Source organism: Pseudoruegeria sp. SK021 (genome assembly GCF_002119405.1).
In the GTDB taxonomy this organism is placed as follows: domain Bacteria; phylum Pseudomonadota; class Alphaproteobacteria; order Rhodobacterales; family Rhodobacteraceae; genus Meridianimarinicoccus.
The window spans coordinates 1-19,326 of record NZ_MTBG01000031.1 but is presented as its reverse complement, the minus strand read 5'-3'; the positions used below and the strand labels follow the sequence as shown (position 1 = coordinate 19,326).

16 protein-coding genes are annotated in these 19,326 nt (G+C 64.1%); all 16 read left to right on the top strand.

The genetic code is table 11. The annotated features are described in order from the left end of the window. Positions 1 to 46 precede the first annotated feature (46 nt). The 16 genes from BV911_RS15130 to BV911_RS15055 all read left to right on the top strand — a co-directional run bounded on the left by BV911_RS15130 (position 47) and on the right by BV911_RS15055 (position 19,310). The gene (locus tag BV911_RS15130) at positions 47 to 1,267 is read left to right on the top strand and encodes an amidase (RefSeq protein WP_240512270.1); all 1,221 of its coding nucleotides are present in this window, start codon (positions 47 to 49) and stop codon (positions 1,265 to 1,267) included. 332 nt (positions 1,268 to 1,599) lie between these two features. Further along, positions 1,600 to 2,868, top strand: a complete 1,269-nt coding sequence (locus BV911_RS15125; RefSeq protein WP_086054459.1) for an ABC transporter substrate-binding protein — start codon at positions 1,600 to 1,602, stop codon at positions 2,866 to 2,868. Between the two features lie 101 nt (positions 2,869 to 2,969). Beyond that, positions 2,970 to 4,049, top strand: coding sequence for an iron-containing alcohol dehydrogenase (locus tag BV911_RS15120; RefSeq protein ID WP_086054458.1), 1,080 nt, complete (start codon positions 2,970 to 2,972; stop codon positions 4,047 to 4,049). Between the two features lie 161 nt (positions 4,050 to 4,210). Continuing rightward, the gene (locus BV911_RS15115) at positions 4,211 to 5,083 is read left to right on the top strand and encodes an AraC family transcriptional regulator (protein ID WP_086054457.1); all 873 of its coding nucleotides are present in this window, start codon (positions 4,211 to 4,213) and stop codon (positions 5,081 to 5,083) included. Positions 5,084 to 5,168: 85 nt separating this feature from the next. Next, positions 5,169 to 6,224: a branched-chain amino acid ABC transporter permease gene (locus BV911_RS15110; RefSeq protein ID WP_240512269.1), complete on the top strand. Its 1,056-nt coding sequence runs from the start codon at positions 5,169 to 5,171 to the stop codon at positions 6,222 to 6,224. 4 nt (positions 6,225 to 6,228) lie between these two features. Then, complete coding sequence (locus tag BV911_RS15105; protein WP_086054456.1) at positions 6,229 to 7,311, top strand: branched-chain amino acid ABC transporter permease; 1,083 nt, start codon at positions 6,229 to 6,231, stop codon at positions 7,309 to 7,311. Further along, positions 7,308 to 8,105, top strand: coding sequence for an ABC transporter ATP-binding protein (locus BV911_RS15100; RefSeq protein WP_086054455.1), 798 nt, complete (start codon positions 7,308 to 7,310; stop codon positions 8,103 to 8,105). The genes BV911_RS15105 and BV911_RS15100 overlap by 4 nt, the downstream gene beginning before the upstream one ends. Then, a complete protein-coding gene (locus BV911_RS15095; protein ID WP_086054454.1) occupies positions 8,095 to 10,266 on the top strand; it encodes an ABC transporter permease in 2,172 nt (723 codons plus the stop codon). Before BV911_RS15100 ends, BV911_RS15095 begins: the two co-directional genes overlap by 11 nt. Positions 10,267 to 10,269: 3 nt before the next feature. After that, positions 10,270 to 11,112, top strand: a complete 843-nt coding sequence (locus tag BV911_RS15090) for a phosphoenolpyruvate hydrolase family protein (protein WP_086054453.1) — start codon at positions 10,270 to 10,272, stop codon at positions 11,110 to 11,112. Between the two features lies 1 nt (position 11,113). Further along, complete coding sequence (locus tag BV911_RS15085; protein ID WP_139840105.1) at positions 11,114 to 14,086, top strand: flotillin family protein; 2,973 nt, start codon at positions 11,114 to 11,116, stop codon at positions 14,084 to 14,086. Next, positions 14,087 to 14,524 carry an SRPBCC family protein gene (locus BV911_RS15080; protein WP_086054452.1) on the top strand — a complete coding sequence of 146 codons (438 nt, stop codon included), beginning with the start codon at positions 14,087 to 14,089 and terminating at the stop codon, positions 14,522 to 14,524. It begins immediately after the preceding gene. 130 nt (positions 14,525 to 14,654) lie between these two features. Next, the gene (locus BV911_RS15075) at positions 14,655 to 15,113 is read left to right on the top strand and encodes an SRPBCC family protein (RefSeq protein ID WP_086054451.1); all 459 of its coding nucleotides are present in this window, start codon (positions 14,655 to 14,657) and stop codon (positions 15,111 to 15,113) included. Further along, on the top strand, positions 15,100 to 15,900 hold the full coding sequence (locus BV911_RS15070) for a xanthine dehydrogenase family protein subunit M (protein WP_086054450.1): 801 nt from the start codon (positions 15,100 to 15,102) through the stop codon (positions 15,898 to 15,900). Before BV911_RS15075 ends, BV911_RS15070 begins: the two co-directional genes overlap by 14 nt. Next, positions 15,900 to 16,385: a (2Fe-2S)-binding protein gene (locus BV911_RS15065; protein ID WP_086054449.1), complete on the top strand. Its 486-nt coding sequence runs from the start codon at positions 15,900 to 15,902 to the stop codon at positions 16,383 to 16,385. The genes BV911_RS15070 and BV911_RS15065 overlap by 1 nt, the downstream gene beginning before the upstream one ends. Then, the gene (locus BV911_RS20035; RefSeq protein WP_086054448.1) at positions 16,382 to 18,283 is read left to right on the top strand and encodes a xanthine dehydrogenase family protein molybdopterin-binding subunit; all 1,902 of its coding nucleotides are present in this window, start codon (positions 16,382 to 16,384) and stop codon (positions 18,281 to 18,283) included. Before BV911_RS15065 ends, BV911_RS20035 begins: the two co-directional genes overlap by 4 nt. A gap of 1 nt (position 18,284) precedes the next feature. Beyond that, positions 18,285 to 19,310, top strand: a complete 1,026-nt coding sequence (locus tag BV911_RS15055; RefSeq protein WP_086054447.1) for a xanthine dehydrogenase family protein molybdopterin-binding subunit — start codon at positions 18,285 to 18,287, stop codon at positions 19,308 to 19,310. Positions 19,311 to 19,326 lie beyond the last annotated feature (16 nt).

Genomic DNA, 19,326 nt, shown 5'->3' with positions numbered 1-19,326 from the left:
GATGCGCGGGCCGATCAAGCGGTGGCCGAACCTAGGCAACCACAGTATGATCAATGAGAAGGCGCTGCGGTTGTGCCACGCGCTGCCCGACCTGCACTTGCCCGGAGGGGGACTTATGGACGACACCGCAGACGCCTTTATCGAGACCTTTACCCTGCCTGGCGCGGCGGATGGGCCGCTAGGTGGACTGACCCTTGCGGTCAAGGATCTTTATGATGTGGCGGGCCATGTCACTGGCTTTGGTAGTCCGGACTGGGCGGCGCAGCATCCGGTGCCAGAGGTCCATGCGGCCGTGGTCGACCGCTTTCTGGCGGCTGGGGCGACGGTTCTGGGCAAGACCCATACTGACGAGCTGGCCTATAGCCTGCTGGGGGTGAACGCCCATTACGGCACCCCGAAAAACAGTGCCGATCCACGACGGGTGCCGGGGGGGTCGTCCTCGGGGTCGGTGGCGGCGGTGGCGGCGGGTCTGGTCGATATCGGGCTGGGCAGCGACACCGGCGGATCGGTACGGGCGCCGGCGTCGTTCTGTGGCGTTTGGGGATTGCGCACCACCCATGGGCTGTTGCCGCTGACCGGGGCGCGGCCGTTGGCGCCATCCTTTGACACCTGTGGCTGGTTTGCCCGTGATGGCGCGGTGATGGCCCGGGTTGCCGAGGCGATGGGGTTGCCCGCCGCAGAGGCCCCGACGCAACTGTTGTTGCCGGTGGATCTGTGGGCGCAGGCGGATGCGGAGACAGTGGCGGCGCTGGCCCCGGCATTGGCGGATCTTGAGGCCCGGATGGGGCCGGCCTGTCCGGTGGTGCTCGCCCCGGACGGCATCGACCGCTGGTGTGAGACCTTTCGGATCACGCAGGCTGCGGAAATCTGGCAGACCCATGGCGACTGGGTGCAAGCGGCCAAGCCAGAATTTGGCCCCGGCGTGGCCGAGCGCTTTGCCATGGCCGCCGCCCTGACAGAGGGTCAGATTGCTGACGCCCGGGCGCATCGCCTTGAAATTCGTCAGCGTCTGGCCGCGGTGATGACGGCAGAGACTGTGCTGGTACTGCCGACCTGTCCCAGCCCGGCCCCGCTTTGCAATATGGATGCGGCGGCGTTGGATGCGTTCCGGTCGCGCGCGCTGCGGTCCTTATGCCCGGCGGGTCTGGGGGGATTGCCGCAATTATCGGTCCCGGCAGGGGTGGTGGATGGCGGCCCGGTGGGCCTGAGCCTGATCGGCGCTGCCGGTCAGGATCGGGCGCTGATCGCATTGGCCGCGGCCACCTGAACCGTCCATCTGGGCCGCGGCGGTGCCAGACCGGCCCGGCTGCGCCGATTGAGCCGGAAGCGGACGCCAGCGTTGTGACGATACCGGTGGTGGACGCGGGGGGCGATCCCGGCCACGAACCGAGGCGGCCACCGATTCTGGATGGCGGAGGGGGCACTCTGACCCGATTTGGGGGCCAAATGGTGCCGCAGGACCGGTCCGCGCGGCTGAAAAACAGACCCTGCGTTACGCCGGCGCACTCTGCGCGATCCGTTGTGCGCGGCTTCCCTGCGACGGTTTGTCAGGGACGTGCGTACACGCAGTGCGCCAGGATCCCACATCGGGAGGAACTGATGAGACAACCCTATCTGAACACCTTGTCCACGCTGGCGTTGATCGCGGCAGGGGCAACTTCGGTCCAGGCGGCATCCCATGAGGGTCCGGTCAAGATCGGCGTTCTGGCGACGCTGGAGGGCACCTATACCGCCTTGGGCGAGGACGGCATCCGCGGTTTGGAAGCCGCTTTGCAAGAGGCGGACAACATGGCCGGGGGGCGCGCCATTGAAGTGATCGTCGCCTCGACCGACACCACTCCGGACAGCGCGGTACGGGCGGCGCGCAAACTGGTCGAGCAGGATCAGGTCGATATCGTGATCGGCCCCTTGTCCGGCTCGGAAGGCATCGCGATCCGGGATTATTCCAAGACCCAGCCCGGCGTCACCTTCATCAACGGGATCTCCGGCGCGATGGAGACCACCTATGTCACCCCCTCTGAGAACTTCTTCCGCTTCAATATTGATGGGGCGCAGTGGTCAGCGGGTCTGGGCGATTACGTCTTCAACGAAAAGGGCTATAAGACCGTGGCCACGGTGGGCGAGGATTATTCGTTCATCTACACACAGGTCTTTGGCTTTGCGACGGAGTATTGCGCTGCGGGCGGCGAGATCACCGACCGGTTCTGGGTGCCGCTTGGGACCAAGGATTTCGGCTCAATCATCGCGGCCTTACCGGATGATGTCGACGCCATCTATTTGGGGCTGGGCGGCGGCGATGCCGTTAACTTCCTGAACCAGTACCAGCAAGCGGGCGGCGAGGCGAACCTGATCGGCGGCACCATCATGGTGGATGGCACCGTGCTGAACAGTCAGGGCTCGGCCAAGGAAGCGCTGGTCGGGGTGCCATCGTCGGGGCCCCAGGCCGACACGTGGGACGATCCGCGCTGGACCAGTTTTGTGCAACTGTATCAGGAGACCTTCCCCGAGAGCGAGCGTTTCCCAACGCCGTCCCTGTTTGCCACCGGCTATTACAACGCCACGCTGGCAGTGCTGCAATGCATGGATACGGTCGAGGGCAATTTGGGAGAGGGTCAGGCCGGGTTCCGCGATTGCTTGTCCAACATCACGCTTGAGGCCCCGAACGGGACCATCACGCTGGATGAGAACCGGCAGGCGATCGGAACCAACTTCATCACCGAGGTGGTGCAATTGGACGATGGCACGCTTGCCAACCAACTGGTCGCCACGAAAGAGAACGTGAACCAGACGCTGGGCATCGACAAAGCGGCGTTTGACGCGATCGGCTTGCCCAGCCGTGACACGCCAGAGTGCAAGACCTCGTACTAAGCGTACAGCCTCTGTCGCGCTGTCCGGTCGCCGCCTGCGTTGCGGCGACCGGACAAGCGGGATGGTCCCTTATCGGTCTTCCTTGCACGGCAGGTCCGGACATGACCCTGATCACCTTTCCCCTGCGCGCGCATTTTGCCGATGGTGTGTTGGAAGAAGCCCTGCGGTCTGAGCTAGAGACCCATGGCTATCGGGCGCCCCTCGTGCTGGCCGATGCGGGCCTGACGAATAGCAGCTTTACCGAGCGGGTGTATTCCGGGTTGCCGCGCTGTAGTCGGCCCATCCATTACCCCATCGACACCCGCGCCTCGGCGCAGACGATCCGCAGCGATCTGGCGGCGCTGTTGCACCGGAAATCGGCGGATGTGATTCTGGCCTATGGCTCGGCCCGGGCGATTTCAGTTGGCCGCAAGATCCGGCGCGAGACCCGCACCGATGGCCGGGCGCGTGAGGCCAAAGATCCGGCGCTGGCCCTGTTTGCGGTGCCGGGGATCGACGGGCTTCCGGGCCACAGTCGCGCCCAGCAGACCGAGACCCAATCCTCAACTGATCTGCATGTGAAATCGGGGCTGCCCTCGATCCTGATCTGTGATCCGACCGTGACGTTGGGGGCCGACCTGTCGCAAAGCGCCAGTGCGGCGGTGGCGACACTGGTGCGCTGTCTGGAGGCGTATCTGTCGCCCGCGTTCAACCCGCCCGCAGATGGTATGGCGCTGGACGGGCTGAACCGGGTGGCGCAATCGCTGCATCTGCTGTTTGGCGACGAACGCATCGAGGTGCGCCGGGACCTGATGGCCGCCAGTCTGAATGCGGTGTTGGCGCAGCAAAAGGGGATCGGCCCGACCCAGATCATTGGGGATGCCCTGATCGCGGCCAGTGCCCAAGGGCTGGATGCCGGGGCCGCGGCGCGGCTGCTGGTGCCGGGGGTCCTGCGCGCCCAGCACGGCAGCGGCGACCGAAGCCGGCCGCTGCGCCGGATCATGGGCTTGGATGCGGAGACCGATCTGGCGACTGGTCTGGGGGTGTTTCTGCAAGACCTGCCACTGGCGGTCTCGCTGTCGGAACTGGGGCTGACCCGGGCCGATCTGGCCCGTGCGGCGCGCAGCCTGTCGGGCAGCGGAACCTTGGACGCGATCAACGGAGCCGGCTGCGCCTTGTCGATCATGCAAGCGGTGTTCTGAGGCCGATATCGGCCGATTGGCAGGGCGCGCGCCGCCTTGCCCATTTAACCTTAAGTCTGATTTTCGAACAAAAGGGCTTGCGCGCAGCAGATTTCAAGTGTGCGATCTGTGGGTGGACGAGCGCTCTGAAGAAGTGCCGTCCCGTCCTGGGAGGACATCAGATGAGCCATGCAATCGCCGTCTCGCACGGGGCGTTCGGTCGTGCCGCGGTCTATAATCTTGACAAGCCGATCATTACCCATGCGCACCGGGAAGGTCACCTGATTTTCCATCTCAGCGGCGCACCGGCCTCGGTGACCGTGGGGTGCCAGACGGTGCCGAACGATCTTGACTATGCCACTGCGGTCAGCCCGTGGGAGCCGCACAGCTTTAACCATACTGCCGGTCGCAGCAGCCTGTGTCTGGTGCTGTATATCAAGCCCATGTGGTTTCTGGAGAACAGCCAGTCCGCCGAATATGCGCTGAAATTTGGCAGCTGCCAGCTTGCGATCACGCCAACCGTGGCGGGGCTGGTGCGCCGGTTGACCGGAAATCTTATGGAAAATGAAGATCACGACGCCTTTGACCCCTTGCTGTTCGGCGTTACCCGCGCTTGTTTTGAACAGTCGTGGCATTCGGGGCAGTCGCGTCTGGACACCGTCTGCACCCGGTCCAACGATTTCCGGGTGCGCCGGTCGCAGCGCCTGATGCAAGAACGGATCACCGAAGATCTGGATATGGAAACCGTCGCTCGCAGCGTTGGCCTGTCGCGGCCGCATTTTTTCAAACTGTTCAAGCAACAATTCGGCGTGACCCCGAATGTCTATATGAACACGTTGCGGTCCGAGCAGGCGATTGACGATCTGCTGAGCACGGGAAAATCCGTCACCGACATTGCCTTTGATCTGGGGTTCTCGTCGCAAGCCAGCTTTACCCGGTTCTTTTCGTCCAATGTCGGGATCGCCCCCAGCGAATACCGCCGTGTGGCGCATGTGTCCGGGTCCGGTTTTCCGATGATGGGCCAACCGGCAAGACTGTCAGGTATGCCCATCTAGCGGACCCCGCCCTAGCCTGAGGACAAGCGCCAGCCCAACCGGGCCAGCGCCCGAGAGGGAGGGAAGCCGTGTTCCGCGAACCTTGTTGTCCGATCCATATGACGCCGCCATTGCCGGGGCTGCACCTGTGAGGGCCTTTGCCCGCACGCATCCGGTCTGGGCCGGGCTGGTGGCGATTGTGATCGCGGTGCTGCTGTGGATGATCTTTGCGATTTGGCCCGACGCGCTGTCGGATCGCATCGGCAGCAAGAAAATCTTCCTGAATGCGCTGTTCAACGGCATCACCCTTGGCGGGCTGTATTTCCTTGTCGCTAGCGGCTTTACCCTGATCTTTGGCCTGATGCGCAACGTCAATCTGGCGCATGGCTCGCTCTACCTTTTGGGCGGGTATATCGGCTTTTTCGTGGCGGATATTACCGGTTACTGGCTGATCGCTTTTCCAGTGGCGTTTGTGGTCGTCGGCTTTCTGGGCGTGCTGATGCAGGTCTTTGTGTTTCGCCGGATCGAGGGCCAAGACCTGCGCCAGACCCTTGTCACCATCGGCATTTCAATCGTTATGGCCGACCTGATGATGTGGAGCTTCGGCGGCGATTTCTTCAATATCTCACCGCCAAGCTGGCTATCGGGACCGATGGAGACGTTCTTCGTCACCGGGGTCAAGCGCTCCAGCGGCGAGTTGATTTTCATGAAATACCCCATGGTTCGGCTGGTGATCTTTGCGGCATCGGTGGTGGTGGGCGTCGGCATGTGGCTGGCGCTGAACAAGACCCGGATCGGGATGTTGATCCGGGCTGGGGTGGATGACCGGGATATGCTGTCGGCCACCGGCGCGCGCATCGAATGGGTGTTTGTCGGGGTGTTTGCCTTTGGGGCCGGGCTGGCCGGGGTGGCCGGTGTGGTTGGCGGCACCTTTCAATCCGTCGCCCCCGGCGAGGATATCCGGTTTCTGTTGGCCAGCCTCGTGGTGGTCATTGTTGGCGGCATGGGGTCGATCCCCGGCGCGGCGCTTGGGGCGCTGCTGATCGGCTTGGCCGAACAGTTCGGTTCGGTCTATTTTCCGACATATGCGGTCGTGCTGACCTTTCTGATCATGGTGGTTGTGCTGGCCTTCCGGCCGCAGGGCCTGATGGGAAAGGCCTGATCCGATGACCAACACTGACCTTCCCCTGACGGCCAAGCCCGCAACCGCGCCAGAGGCGCAGGGCCGGATGCGTGGCTGGCTTGCCCGCGTTCCCGCCGCCTATTGGGTTGTCGGCGTCTTGCTGCTGGTGCTGCCTGCATTTGCCAGCAATTTCGTTATGTTCCAGATTATGGGGTGGACCTTTATTCTGGGCATGATCGCCCTGAGCCTGATGTTTCTGGCTGGCTATGGCGGTATGGTCAGTCTGGTGCAGATGACCATCGCCGGGATTGCCGGGTATATGGTGGCCATTTTTGGCGACAGCGCCGTCGCCAGTATTTCCATGGGCTGGCCGTGGTGGGTGACGGTGCCGCTGGCCTTGTTGATCGCGATGCTGTTCGCCACCGCAGTGGGCTGGTTGGCGGTGCGCACCGAGGGGATCTATACGATCATGATCACCCTCGCGGTTGCGGCGGCGTTCTTTTATTTCGTGCGCCAGAACTATGACCTGTTCAACGGCTTCTCGGGCTTCAATAGCGTGTTGCCGCCGATGTTGTTCGGCATCGACTGGCGCGGTCCGGAAGCGTTTTATTACATGACCCTGTTCTGGGCGGTGCTGTCTTATAGCGCGGTGCTGTACATCTCGCGCGCGCCGTTCGGATTGGCGTTGCAGGGGGTGCGGGACAATCCCCGGCGGATGGCCGCGCTTGGCTATAACGTCACGGCGCACCGGGTGGCGGCCTATGCGTTGGCGGCGATCCCGGCGGGCTTGGGCGGCATCCTTTTGACATGGCAGTCGGCGCAAATCTCGCCCGGAACGGCGGGGATCCAGCCTGCCATCGACATTCTGGTAATCGCGGTGATTGGCGGTCTGGGCCACCCGATCGGGGCGTTCATTGGCGCGCTGCTTTATGTGCTGCTGAAGACCTTTGCAGTGGATGTGCTGGTGGCGCTGGGGCTGGGCGGTGAACGGTTCCAGCTGCTGATCGGGATGGGCTTTTTGCTGATCGTGTTTTTCTCGCCGGATGGATTGTTGGGGCTGTGGCAGCGCCTGAAAGACAGCCGCCGCCGGGACAGCCTGACCGGGCAGGACAGGAGGTCAGAATGACCGACGCAACCGCCTCTGTGGCCGCGCGTCTGCGCGCCACCGGCACTGCCAGCGCGTTGGAGTTGCGCGGGGTCAGCAAAAGCTTTGGGGCGCTGGCCGCCTTGCAAGACATCACCCTGACCGTCGCCCCCGGCGAGCGTCGGGCGGTGCTGGGATCGAACGGGGCGGGCAAGACCACGCTGTTCAATTGCATCACCGGCGATTTTGCCCCGACCGCTGGCTCGATCCGGTTCTTCGGCGAAGATGTCACCGCCTTCCCGCCGCAGGAACGGATCCGGCGCGGGCTGCGGCGGACCTATCAGATTTCGTTGTTGTTTTCTGGGCTGACGGTGCTGGACAATGTCTATCTGGCCTGCCGGGGCGTGTCGCGCGGGCGGTTCTCGATGATCCGGCCCCGGCGTTCGGACGCGCTGATGGCCAGCGCCGAGGATCTGGTTCGGGTCGCGCATCTGGAGGACGTGCGGGATCGGCTGGTGTCGGAACTGGCCTATGGCCAGCAGCGCCAGTTGGAAATCGCCATGGCGCTGGCCGGGGCGCCGCGTTTCATTCTGTTCGATGAGCCGGCGGCGGGTCTTAGCCCGACCGAACGCAGCGATCTGGTGGCGATCCTGACCGGCCTGCCATCCCATGTCGGCTATATCGTCATTGAGCATGACATGGATGTTGCCCTGCGGGTCAGCGATCAGGTGACGATGATGCACAATGGCCGCATCTTCAAAGAAGGCAAACCCGCCGAGATCGAGGACGATCCCGAGGTCCAAGCGCTTTATCTGGGAGGCGGCGATGGTCACTGATGCCCCGCGCGGTGGCGCGCCGATCCTTGATGTGCGCGACCTTAATGTCTTTTACGGCCAGTCCCACGCCTTGCAAGGGGTGACGCTGACCCTTGGCTCTGGCGTGTTGTCTGTGGTCGGGCGCAATGGCATGGGCAAGACCACCCTGTGCAAGGCGATCATGGGGCTGGTGCCGGTTGCCTCGGGCAGCATCAGCTTTCGCGGACAATCGCTGGCCGGACTGTCCCCGGCCGAGATCGCTCGTCTGGGCATCGGCTATGTGCCGCAGGGACGGCGGCTCTGGAAATCGCTGACCGTGGACGAACATCTGCAACTGGTGGCCCGCAAAGGCAGCGCCTGGACGCCTGAGCGGATCTATTCGGTGTTTCCGCGTCTGGCCGAGCGGCGCAGCAATGGCGGGGCGCAACTGTCGGGCGGCGAACAGCAGATGCTGGCCATTGGCCGGGCGCTGTTGACCAATCCGCGCCTGTTGCTGATGGACGAGCCGACCGAAGGGCTGGCCCCGGTGATCGTTAGCCAAGTGGCCGATCTGCTGGTGCAGCTTGGCCGCGAAGGGGACATCGACGTTCTGGTCATCGAGCAGAATATCGGGGTGGCGTGCCGGGTGGCGGACCGGGTCGCGATCATGGTCAATGGCCGGGTCAACCGGATCATGGAGGCGGGCGTTCTGGCCGCCGACCGGGACTTGCAGCAGGCCCTGCTGGGGGTCGGTCGCCATGCCCATGACGACACCCCATCTACGCCCGAACACCCGGTCCTGCCGGATGCGGCCCCGACCTCCGGCCCGATCAAGGTCTATCTGTCGAACCCCAAGACCCCAACCCGCTGGAGCGCGCCCGTGCCGGTGCGGATGATCGAAGGGGCGGCGCGCACCATGACGCCGGTGCCGGAACTTAGCCAATCGGCGGCGCGGCCCCGGACCAATGTGGCGCGATCCGGGCTGGTCTATGTTTGCGGCACCCTTGATACCAAGGGCGATGAATTGCGGTTCCTGCGCGATCTGCTGAAGGCGGATGGCTGCCGGGTGGCGCTGGTCGATCTGTCCACCAGTGGCAAACCCTCGGGGGCCGAAGTGCCGCCGCATGCCATCGCAGGTCACCACCCGCGGGGCAGTTCCGGGGTGTTCACCGGCGATCGGGGCAGTGCGGTGGCGGGCATGACCGTGGCGTTCGCCCGCTGGATGCAAGGCCGCGACGACGTGGCGGGGCTAATTGCGGCGGGCGGATCGGGCGGCACCGCGCTGGTGGCACCGGCCTTCCGCAGCCTGCCGGTCGGGGTGCCGAAGCTGATCGTCTCGACCGTGGCATCGGGCAATACCGAGCAATATGTCGGCCCGTCGGACATCACGATGATGCATTCGGTGGCGGATGTGCAGGGGTTAAATTCGATCACTCGGGCGGTCTTGGGCAATGCGGCCCATGCGCTTGCCGGGATGGTCAAGGCCCGGGCGGCAGCGCCCGAGATCGCCCCGGGCAAGCCTGCCATCGGCATCACCATGTTCGGGGTCACGACGCCCTGCGTTCAGATGGTCAGCCGCGCGCTGGAGGCCGATTACGACTGTCTGGTGTTCCACGCCACAGGCACCGGTGGGCGGTCGATGGAAATGCTGCTGTCGTCGGGGATGCTGGACGGGGTGCTGGACCTGACCACCACCGAGGTCTGCGACATGATCGCGGGCGGGGTCTTTGCCGCCAATGACACCCGGTTTGACGCCGCCATCGCCAGTGGCCAACCCTTTATCGGGGCGTGTGGCGCCCTTGATATGGTCAATTTCAACGCCCCGGAAACGGTGCCGGACAAGTATCGGGGGCGCTTGTTCTATGAACACAATCCCCAGATTACCCTGATGCGCACCACCGTGGACGAGAATATCGCCATCGCCCGGTTCATCGGGGAAAAGCTGAACCGGATGACCGCGCCAGTGCGGTTTTATCTTCCCGAGGGCGGGGTCTCGGCGCTGGATGCGCCGGGACAGCCGTTCTGGGACCGTGCCGCCGATGAGGCCTTGTTTCGCACGCTGGAAGAGACCGTGCGCCAAACTGCGACCCGCCGCTTGATCCGGGTGCCGCAGAATATCAACGACCCCGCTTTCGCGGCCCTTGTGGTGCAGACCTTCCGGTCGCTTCACACGCAGCCGCGCCATGTCGCCAAAGGAGCCTGAGCCATGCATGACCGTGCCACCCTGATGAGCAAATTCCGCGCCATGCGTGATGCGGGAGAACCGATCATTGGCGGCGGAGCCGGGACCGGCCTGTCGGCAAAATGCGAAGAGGCGGGCGGGATCGACCTGATCGTGATCTACAATTCCGGGCGCTATCGCATGGCCGGGCGCGGATCTTTGGCCGGGCTGATGCCCTATGGCGATGCCAATGCGGTGGTGATGGAAATGGCGGGCGAGGTTCTGCCCGTGGTCAAGGATACGCCGGTTCTGGCCGGGGTCTGCGCTTCGGACCCATTTCGGTTGATGGACAAGTTTCTGGACCAAGTGAAGGCGACGGGCTTTTCCGGGGTGCAGAACTTTCCGACCGTCGGGCTGATCGACGGCACCTTCCGGGCCAATTTGGAAGAGACCGGCATGTCTTATGCGCTGGAGGTGGAAATGATCCGCAGGGCGCATGAGAAGGACCTGCTGACCACGCCTTACGTGTTTTGTGAAGACGACGCCCGGGCAATGGCTGAGGCCGGGGCTGATATTATCGTGGTGCATCTGGGTCTGACCACCGGCGGGTCTATTGGGGCGGAAACCGGGGTCACGCTGGCGCAGGCTCCGGCGTTGACCGACGCTTGGGCGGCGGCGGCACTGGCGGTGAATCCGGATGTGATCGTGCTGGTGCATGGTGGTCCGGTGGCGATGCCCGAGGATGCCGCCTTCGTCCTTGCCAACACCAAGAATTGCCACGGCTTTTATGGCGCCTCGTCGATGGAGCGGCTGCCGACCGAGATCGCATTGACCGAACAAACGCGCAAATTCAAGAGGATCGGCCGTTTGGCGCCGAAGGAGGTTTGAGATGACCGGACAACTGATCGGACAGCTGATCCTATGGCTAATCATGGCCGTAATTGTAATCTTCATCCTCTATTGGGTGATGAACTGGCTCTATCGCCGCTCAACGAAGGAAATCGCCTTCGTCCGGACCGGGTTTATGGGCGAGAAAGTGGTGATCGACGGCGGCGCCTTTGTCTGGCCAATCATTCATGACATCACGCCGGTAAGCATGAACTCGCTTGATCTGAACGTCACCCGCGAACGCGAGCAGGCGCTGATCACCAAGGACCGGATGCGGGTGGATGTCGAGGCGAGCTTCTATGTGCGGGTCAAGCAAACGCGCGAAGCGGTGACGCTGGCCGCGTCGACCCTAGGGCGGCGGACGTTGGAACCGGAACGCATCCATCAGCTTCTGGCGGGCAAGTTCGTCTCAGCCCTGCGCACGGTCGCTGCAGACATGACCATGGACGAGCTGCACAGCCAGCGGAACGCCTATGTCGAGCGGGTGCTGGAGACGGCGCAAGCCGGGCTGGACAAGAACGGGCTGGAACTGGAAAGCGTTGCGATTCTGGACATTGACCAGACTGACATCGCCTATTTCAATCCCTCGAACCGGTTTGATGCCGAAGGTCTGACCTCGGTGATCGAAGTGATCGAGGCGCGCCGCAAGCTACGCAACGACATCGAACAAGACACGATGATCCAGATCCGTAGTCGAAATCTTGAGGCCGAGCGGCAAAGTTTGAATATTGAGCGTGACAGCGAATCCGCGCGCCTGGATCAAGAGCGTGAGATCGAATTCCGCCGGGCCTTGCAGCGGTCAGAGCTGACCCGGGAACGGTCCGAGCGCGAGAAAGAGGCCGAACAGGCCCAGCTTTTGTCGCGCGAGGCGATTGAAACGGCACGGATCGCCAATGACCAGCAGATCGCAGAGGCGCGGATCGCGTCGGAACGCACCATTCGCCAGCAAGAGATTGAACGCGGACGGGTGATCGACGAGGCGGAGATTGCCACGCAGGAATTGGTAGAAAAGGCGCGGATCAATCAGCAAAAGGCGCTGACGGAATCGCGGATTGCCACCAAACGGGAAACCGAAGCGGCGGAAATTGCCGCGCTTGAGTCCACCGAGAAGGCCCGGATCGCCCAAGAAAAATCCCTGATTGAGGCGCGGATCGCCAAAGATCAGGACACCCAGTCGAAAGAAATAGAACGCAAGCGGGTGATCGACGAAGCCGGCATTTCGGCGGATCAGATGATCCAGAAAGCGCGCATTGCCCAAGAGCGCGAAATCACCCAAGCCCGGATCGATCACGAACGCACCACCCGCAAGCAAGAAATCGCCCGCAACCTTGCCATTGATGAGGCGGAAATTGCGGCCCGCGAAGCTGCGGAAAAGTTGCGGATCGCGCAAGAGCGGGTGCTCAGCGCCGAGCGGATCGACTCGGACCGGGAAACCCGTGTGCTGGAAATCGCGCGCAAAGAGGCGCTGGATCAGGCCGAAATCGCCAGCCAGCAGGCCACGGAAGCGGCGCGGATCGCCCGCGAAAAGATACTGGCGGCAGACCGGATCAGCGCAGAACAAGCAACACGTGCGTTGGAAATCGACCGGCAAAGGGCGCTGGACAAGGCCGAGATTGCAGCACGGGAAGAAACCGAGCGGGATCAGATCGCGCAAGAGCAGGCGTTGGCTGCCGAGCGGATTGCCCAGGATCAGGATCTGCGCGAACGCGAGATCGCCCGCAACCGCGCCGTCGATGTCGCCAATCTGAACGCGCAAGAACAGGTCAGTGCGGCCCGCATTTCCGAACAGGCGCGTACCCGGGCAGCCGAGATCGCTAAGGACGCCGAAATTCGTTCGCGTGAGATCGAAAAGAACGAGGCCATCGAGGCAGCCGAGATCAGCTCGCGGCGTCTGGTTGACAGTCAACGGATCGAGAAAGAGGCCGAAACCTCCGCCGATAAGATCGCGCGCGATGGCCGGATCCGCGATCTTGAGATTGCCCGCAACAAGGCGCTGGACGCGGCACAGATTGCCGCCGACGAGGCCATCGAGGCGGCGAAAGTTGCTAAGTCCAAGACCGTGGATGCAGAACGCATTCTGGCCGAGCAAGAGATCGACGCCAGAAAGCTCGACCGGCGTCGCGTGCTGGAACACCTTGAAATCGAACGGGTTCACGCCCTGCGCGAGGCCGAGATTGCCAGTCAAGAAGACATCGAACGCGCCCAGATCGCCAGTGAGTTGGGACTGGATGAGGCCCGGATTGGCCACCAGACCGAACGTCGGCGCAAAGAGATCGCCCGCGAGAAGGCGGTGGAAGAGGCAACGATGGAAAAGGCCATCGCCTTGTACCAGAAATCATTGGACCAAAGCGCGGCCGCTGTGGAGGCAGAAAACGCCCGCGCCCGGGCTGTGGAAGCCAGCGAAAAGGTCACCACCATGGCCGAGACTCAAGGCGCCAGCCGCCGCAAGGCTGTCGATGTGACTCTGGCCGAGAAGATGGCCGACGAAAAGCGGATCGGGGCGGAAGCCGAACGCATCCGTGCTGCGGTCGAAGCCGAGGCGCAGAAGCTGATCAACGAGGCCGAGAACGTGCTGAGCGAGGGCGCCCGCACCAGTCTGTTCAAGCGCAAGATGCTGGAACATGTGGAAGGGATTGTCGCGGCATCGGTCAAGCCTTTGGAAAAGATCAACGATATCAGGATTATGCAGCTTGGTGGGTCCGGGTCGAACGGCCTCGGTTGGTCGGGCGACGGCCAGAATGGCAGCGGCGGCAGCGGCACCAGCCCGACGGACGAGGTCATCAATTCGGCCCTGCGCTATCGCGTGCAGGCCCCGATGATCGACGGGCTGTTGAAGGATATCGGCATCGACGGCGCCAATATTGCGGGTCAGGGCGGGCTGATCCGCGAGGCCTCGGATCTGACGCGCACGGCGGGCGAATTGGAGCGGCAGAAGCGGTCCAAGGACGCCCCCAAAGCAGAGGGGAAAGCCTAAATGGCGCGGGTCTATATTTCATCGGTGATCCCGGCAGAGGCCGAAAAGGTCTGGGAAAGAGTACGTGATTTCAACGGGATGCCCAAGTGGCACCCGCGCATCCGCGACAGCCGGATTGAGGACGCCCTGCCCAGCGACAAGGTCGGATGCATCCGCAACTTCACGCTACAGAACGGCGACCGGCTGCGCGAGCAACTGCTGGGACTGAGCGATTACGACCTATTCTACACCTATGGCATCCTCGAAAGTCCGATGCCGTTGACCGACTATATCTCGACCCTGCGCCTGACGCCGGTGACCGATGGTGGGCGCTGTTTTGCCGAATGGTCGGCGGAATTTTCCTGTGCGCCGGAAGACGAGGCCGGGCTGGTTTCGGGGGTCGGCACCAACGTGTTTCAGGGCGGCTTTGATGCGCTGAAACGGCATTTTGGTGGATAGGATTATCGTCGGACTTTTATCGGATTTTCGTCGGACCTTTTTCGGACCGGGCTTAGGAGGGCAGCAATGACAGAGACTTGGACAGATGGCGGCGCCCGTCGCAGCTTGCGGTTGGCGTAAGGGGGCGCGGATGGTCAAGATCCTTCGCAGCACCGTTTTGGATGCGCCGGTGGACATGGTCTGGGCCGTGTTGCGGGACTTTAACGGCCATGACCAATGGCACCCGGCAGTGCGCAGCAGTCAGATCGAGCGTGGCCGCGATGGCGACCGGATCGGCGCGGTGCGGCGGTTCATCCTGACAGACGGATCGGAGTTGCGCGAGCAACTGCTGACCCTGTCGGATCTGGAGATGAGCTTTAGCTACTGCCTGCTCGAGACCCCGGTGCCGCTGTTCAATTATGTCGCCCACGTGCGGCTGATCCCGGTCACTGACGGGGATGCGACCTTCTGGGAATGGTCCTGCCGGTTCGACACGCCGAAAGGCCGCGAGGCCGAGTTAGAGGCGCTGGTGGGCGCACAGATTTATCAGGCCGGGTTCGATGCGATCCGGGCGCAACTGAACGCGGAGGCCGAACATGCAGACGGTTGAAACCCATCCGACCCTTGCCGGGGCGGCGGCAGCGATGCGCGAGCGTAGCCGGTACATCGCGGGCGGCACATTGGTGATGCGGGCGATGAATTATGGCGCGACGGGGATCGAAACGTTGCTGCGCAGCGGCGATGCGGCGCTGCGCGAGATTCGCCATGACAGCGGCGGCATCCGGATCGGCGCGGGCGTGACCATGGCCGAGGTGATCGCGTCCCGGGAATTGGATTTTCTGGCCCCGGTGGCGCGGGTGATTGGTGGCCCGGCGATCCGCAACATGGCGACGGTGGGCGGCAATCTGTTTGCGGCGCATCCCTACGGTGATTTCACGGTGGCTCTGTTGGCACTGGATGCGCAGGTGATCTGGGCCGATGGCCACCGCGAAGGGATCGAGCCGTTTCTGGCGGGCCGGTCTGGTACGCGCGGACTGGTGGCGGCGGTGCAGGTGCCGCGTCCGGCGACGGGCGAGTTCCGGTTTCACAAGGTCAGCCGGGTCAAGCCGAAAGGGGTGTCGGTGATGTCCATTGCCGGATGGTTGCCCATGGCGGCGGGCCGGGTCGGCGCGGCACGGCTGGCCTTTGGCGCGATGGGGCCAACGCCGCTGCGGGCCAAGGCGGCTGAGGCGGCGCTGCGCGGCGTGACGCTGGACGCGGACGGGATCGCGCCGGCGGTGCGGGTGGCGGCAGAGGGGTTGGCCCCGGCGGATGATGCGCTGGCCTCGGCCTGGTATCGGCGCGAGGTCGCTCCGGTCCATTTGAAACGGTTGTTGCTGGCGGAAAGGCGGGTCTGATGGCGAAGGTTCCGGTACGGTTTACCCTGAATGATGCCGAGGTGGCCTTGTTCGTCGATCCCGGCGCAAATCTGCTGGATGTGTTGCGGCGCGGCGCGGGGGATCTGACGCCCAAGCATGGCTGCGGGCAGGGCACTTGCGGCGCCTGCACGGTGCGGATTGGCGGCGAGGTTCATCTGGCCTGCCTGACCTTGGCCGAAGCGGCCGAAGGCCAGCGGATCGAGACCACCGGCGGGCTGGCCAATGGGGCCGAGCTGCATCCGTTGCAGCGCGCCTTCATGGACGGCTTCGCGGCCCAATGCGGCTTTTGCACGGCGGGGATGCTGATGGCGGCCAAGACGTTGCTGGACCGCAGCCCGAACCCCAGCCGGGATGAGGTGGCCGAGGCGATCTCGGGCAACCTATGCCGCTGCACCGGCTATGAGCCGATCATCGACGCCATTCTGACCGCGGCGGCGCAGATGCAGGGGAGGGCTGTCGGATGACCAGCATCGAGTTCCGCAAGGACCTGTTCGCAAATGAACGCGACGACACCCTGAACGAGATCGGCAAGCCGACGATCCGGCAGGACATTTTGGGCCATGTCACCGGGCGCACCCCGTTCTATGACGACCATCTGTTCGATGGCTTGCTGCATATGCGGGCGGTCCGGTCGCCGCATCATCATGCGCGGATCCGGTCGTTGGATACTGCGGCGGCCGAGCGGATGCCGGGGGTGCGCCGGGTGGTCAAGCCCGGCGACGTGCCCAATAACCTGAACACGCTGTTGTCACTGATCGGGTTCGGCAAGGATGACGAGCCGCTCTTGTCGGGGCAAAAGGTCAGCTACAAGGGCGAGCCGGTCTGCGCCGTGATTGCCGATACCGAAGCGCAGGCGCGAGCGGCGGTGGCGGCGGTGCGGGTGGATTGGGAGGTCCTGCCGCATGTGCTGGACGTGGAAGAGGCGCTGGCCCCCGGTGCGCCATCGGTGAACCCGACCTATCCCAACAACACCTTCGACTATCACGAGCGCTATGATCATCAAAAGCTGCGCTTTGGCGATGTGCAGGCCGGGTTCGCCCAAGCCGATCACATCATTGAGGCCGAATATCAGATGTCGCCGATTGAGCAGGCCCCGATCGAGACTTGCGGCGCCATTGCCGCGCCCGAGCAGAATGACCGCTATGTGTGCCACACCAACACGCAGGCGCTGTTCTTCTCATTGGGAACCACGGCGAAATTGCTTAACTTGGCGTCCTCGCGGCTGCATTTCATTGGCGGCACGGCGGGGGGCGGTTTTGGCGGCAAGGTCGACAGCATCGTTGAACCGATGGCGGTGCTGGGGGCGGTGCTGACCGGGCGTCCGGTGAAGTTTGCCTGGGACCGGCCCGAGGAGATGCAGGTCGGGGCCCCGCGCGGGGCGGAACGCTGGCGGATCAAGGACGGGGTGCGCCGCGATGGCCGGATCGTGGCCCGGGAATTCACCGGGTTCTTCGACAGCGGCGCGTATACCCGGCTGAGTTCTTACGCGATCATCAAGGGGGTCGGGCATTTGCCGGGGCCCTATTCGATCCCCAATGTGGCGGCCAATGTTTATTGTGTCTTTACCAACCGCACGCCGGCGACGGCGATGCGGGGCTTTGGGATCACCGGGGTGGATTTTTCCATCGAGGTGCAAATGGACCGGGTGGCCGAAGCGGTGGGGATGAACCCGATCGATCTGCGCATCCTCAACGCCTATCGCGACGGCGATATGAAGGCGCATCGGCGGGTGGCCAAGAACACCGCGCTGATCGAGTGTTGTCAGGTGGCTGCGGGCAAGGCGGGCTGGGCGATCAGCTCCGAATCCACGGCGGCCTCCAGTCTGGTTGGCGGCGGCGAGGGCGCACGCGGCACCATCCCTGAGACGGTGACAGACCAAGAAGGGCTGATCGGGGCCCGGCGGGCGGGCCGGGTGACCGACACCGCCCCGGCGCGCACCGGCACTGGCCGGGTCGCGGCGGGCCATGCCGGGGTTGCGATTGTTGCCGCGCCGCCCCAGCGCGAGGACATGCAGATTGCTGCCGATCGGATCGGGCACCGGATGGGCAGCGGGCCGGGGGCTGTTCCGCCGCCGGTCGCGCCGCGCCCCTCGGGCCCGGTTCCGGCCCGGCCTGCGGCAAGCGCTGGTCCGGTGCCGCCCCGTGGCAGCATCACGCCGCCGCCGGGATTTGCGCCGCCACAGGCACCGCCAACCCCACCCAGCGTGCCGGTGCCGTATCCGACCTATGCGGCGCCGCCCCCGGCACCGCCGCAGCCCCCCGCGCCGGCCTCCGCGGCCCCTTATGCCCCGGACCAGCCATTTTCGCGCGGGGTGAAGCGGCCCGGGGCCTCGCCCTTCCTGTCCGGCACAAGGAGGCGCTGAGATGACCATTCACAAGGGACGCGGCTTTGCCTGTATCAACTATCCCATCGGCATGAACCTTGGCGGCGATCCGTCTCAGGCGCTGGTCCATGCCACGCCCGACGGCAAGTTCAAGGTGGCGCTGAGTGCCATTGATCTGGGGCAGGGGATGAAATCCGTCACCCGGCAGATCGCGGCGGAAACCATCGGCGTGCCGGTGGAGGATGTCTATGTGGACACCGCCGACAGCGATACTGGCCCGCATGATATGGGCTCATTCGCGTCGCGCGGGACGCACCGCATGGGCAATGCGGTGATCCGGGCCGCGACGGAGGCGCGCCAGCAGATGCTGGAAGCCGCCGCCGAGGAACTGGAGGTCAACGCCAGCGATCTGGACACGGACGGGCGCGGCAACATCCATGTGAAAGGCGCGCCGGGCCGGACGATCACCGTGGCCGAGACGTCAATTGCGGCGCAGTTCAAGCAGGGTCGGACCTTGTCTGGGCGCGGCATTTTCCTGATCCCGCCCTCCGAGGCCGACCCCGAAACCGGGGAAATGACCCCGGTGACCTGTTTTGCCCATGCCGCCCTGATCGTCGATCTGGAAGTGGATGACGAAACCGGTGAGGTCACGGTGACCGAAATCAACTCGGCCTATGAGGTGGGCCGGGCGTTGAACCCTAAGCTGGTCGAGCAGCAGTTGATCGGCGGGGCGTGGATGGGGGTCAGCCACGCGCTGTATGAGACGACCGAGCCGTATTATCCGCTGCGCGAGCATGGCGCCGAGGATTTCAACCACTATTTGATGCCGGGGCCGGGGCAGGTGGTGCCGCATCACATCGCGGTGTTGGAACGTCCGGCGGAAGACGCGCCGTTCGGCGGCAAAGGCCCGGGCGAGATGTGCGCCAATCCGGTGCTGCCCGCGATTGCCAACGCGGTCTATGCGGCGGTGGGGGTGCGGGTGGATGCCCTGCCGATCACGCCGGAAAAGGTGCTGCGCGGCTTGCAGGCCAATGGCGGGGCGCGGCCGAAAGTGGCGGCGCGATGACGCACACCCCGTCGCC

Coding starts and splice junctions, on each gene's coding strand:
- BV911_RS15115 (WP_086054457.1), top strand. CDS start 4,211: ATGAGCCATGCAATCGCCGTCTCGCACGGGGCGTTCGGTCGTGCCGCG.
- BV911_RS15065 (WP_086054449.1), top strand. CDS start 15,900: ATGGCGAAGGTTCCGGTACGGTTTACCCTGAATGATGCCGAGGTGGCC.
- BV911_RS15090 (WP_086054453.1), top strand. CDS start 10,270: ATGCATGACCGTGCCACCCTGATGAGCAAATTCCGCGCCATGCGTGAT.
- BV911_RS15075 (WP_086054451.1), top strand. CDS start 14,655: ATGGTCAAGATCCTTCGCAGCACCGTTTTGGATGCGCCGGTGGACATG.
- BV911_RS15105 (WP_086054456.1), top strand. CDS start 6,229: ATGACCAACACTGACCTTCCCCTGACGGCCAAGCCCGCAACCGCGCCA.
- BV911_RS15070 (WP_086054450.1), top strand. CDS start 15,100: ATGCAGACGGTTGAAACCCATCCGACCCTTGCCGGGGCGGCGGCAGCG.
- BV911_RS15085 (WP_139840105.1), top strand. CDS start 11,114: ATGACCGGACAACTGATCGGACAGCTGATCCTATGGCTAATCATGGCC.
- BV911_RS15080 (WP_086054452.1), top strand. CDS start 14,087: ATGGCGCGGGTCTATATTTCATCGGTGATCCCGGCAGAGGCCGAAAAG.
- BV911_RS15130 (WP_240512270.1), top strand. CDS start 47: ATGATCAATGAGAAGGCGCTGCGGTTGTGCCACGCGCTGCCCGACCTG.
- BV911_RS15055 (WP_086054447.1), top strand. CDS start 18,285: ATGACCATTCACAAGGGACGCGGCTTTGCCTGTATCAACTATCCCATC.
- BV911_RS15120 (WP_086054458.1), top strand. CDS start 2,970: ATGACCCTGATCACCTTTCCCCTGCGCGCGCATTTTGCCGATGGTGTG.
- BV911_RS20035 (WP_086054448.1), top strand. CDS start 16,382: ATGACCAGCATCGAGTTCCGCAAGGACCTGTTCGCAAATGAACGCGAC.
- BV911_RS15125 (WP_086054459.1), top strand. CDS start 1,600: ATGAGACAACCCTATCTGAACACCTTGTCCACGCTGGCGTTGATCGCG.
- BV911_RS15100 (WP_086054455.1), top strand. CDS start 7,308: ATGACCGACGCAACCGCCTCTGTGGCCGCGCGTCTGCGCGCCACCGGC.
- BV911_RS15095 (WP_086054454.1), top strand. CDS start 8,095: ATGGTCACTGATGCCCCGCGCGGTGGCGCGCCGATCCTTGATGTGCGC.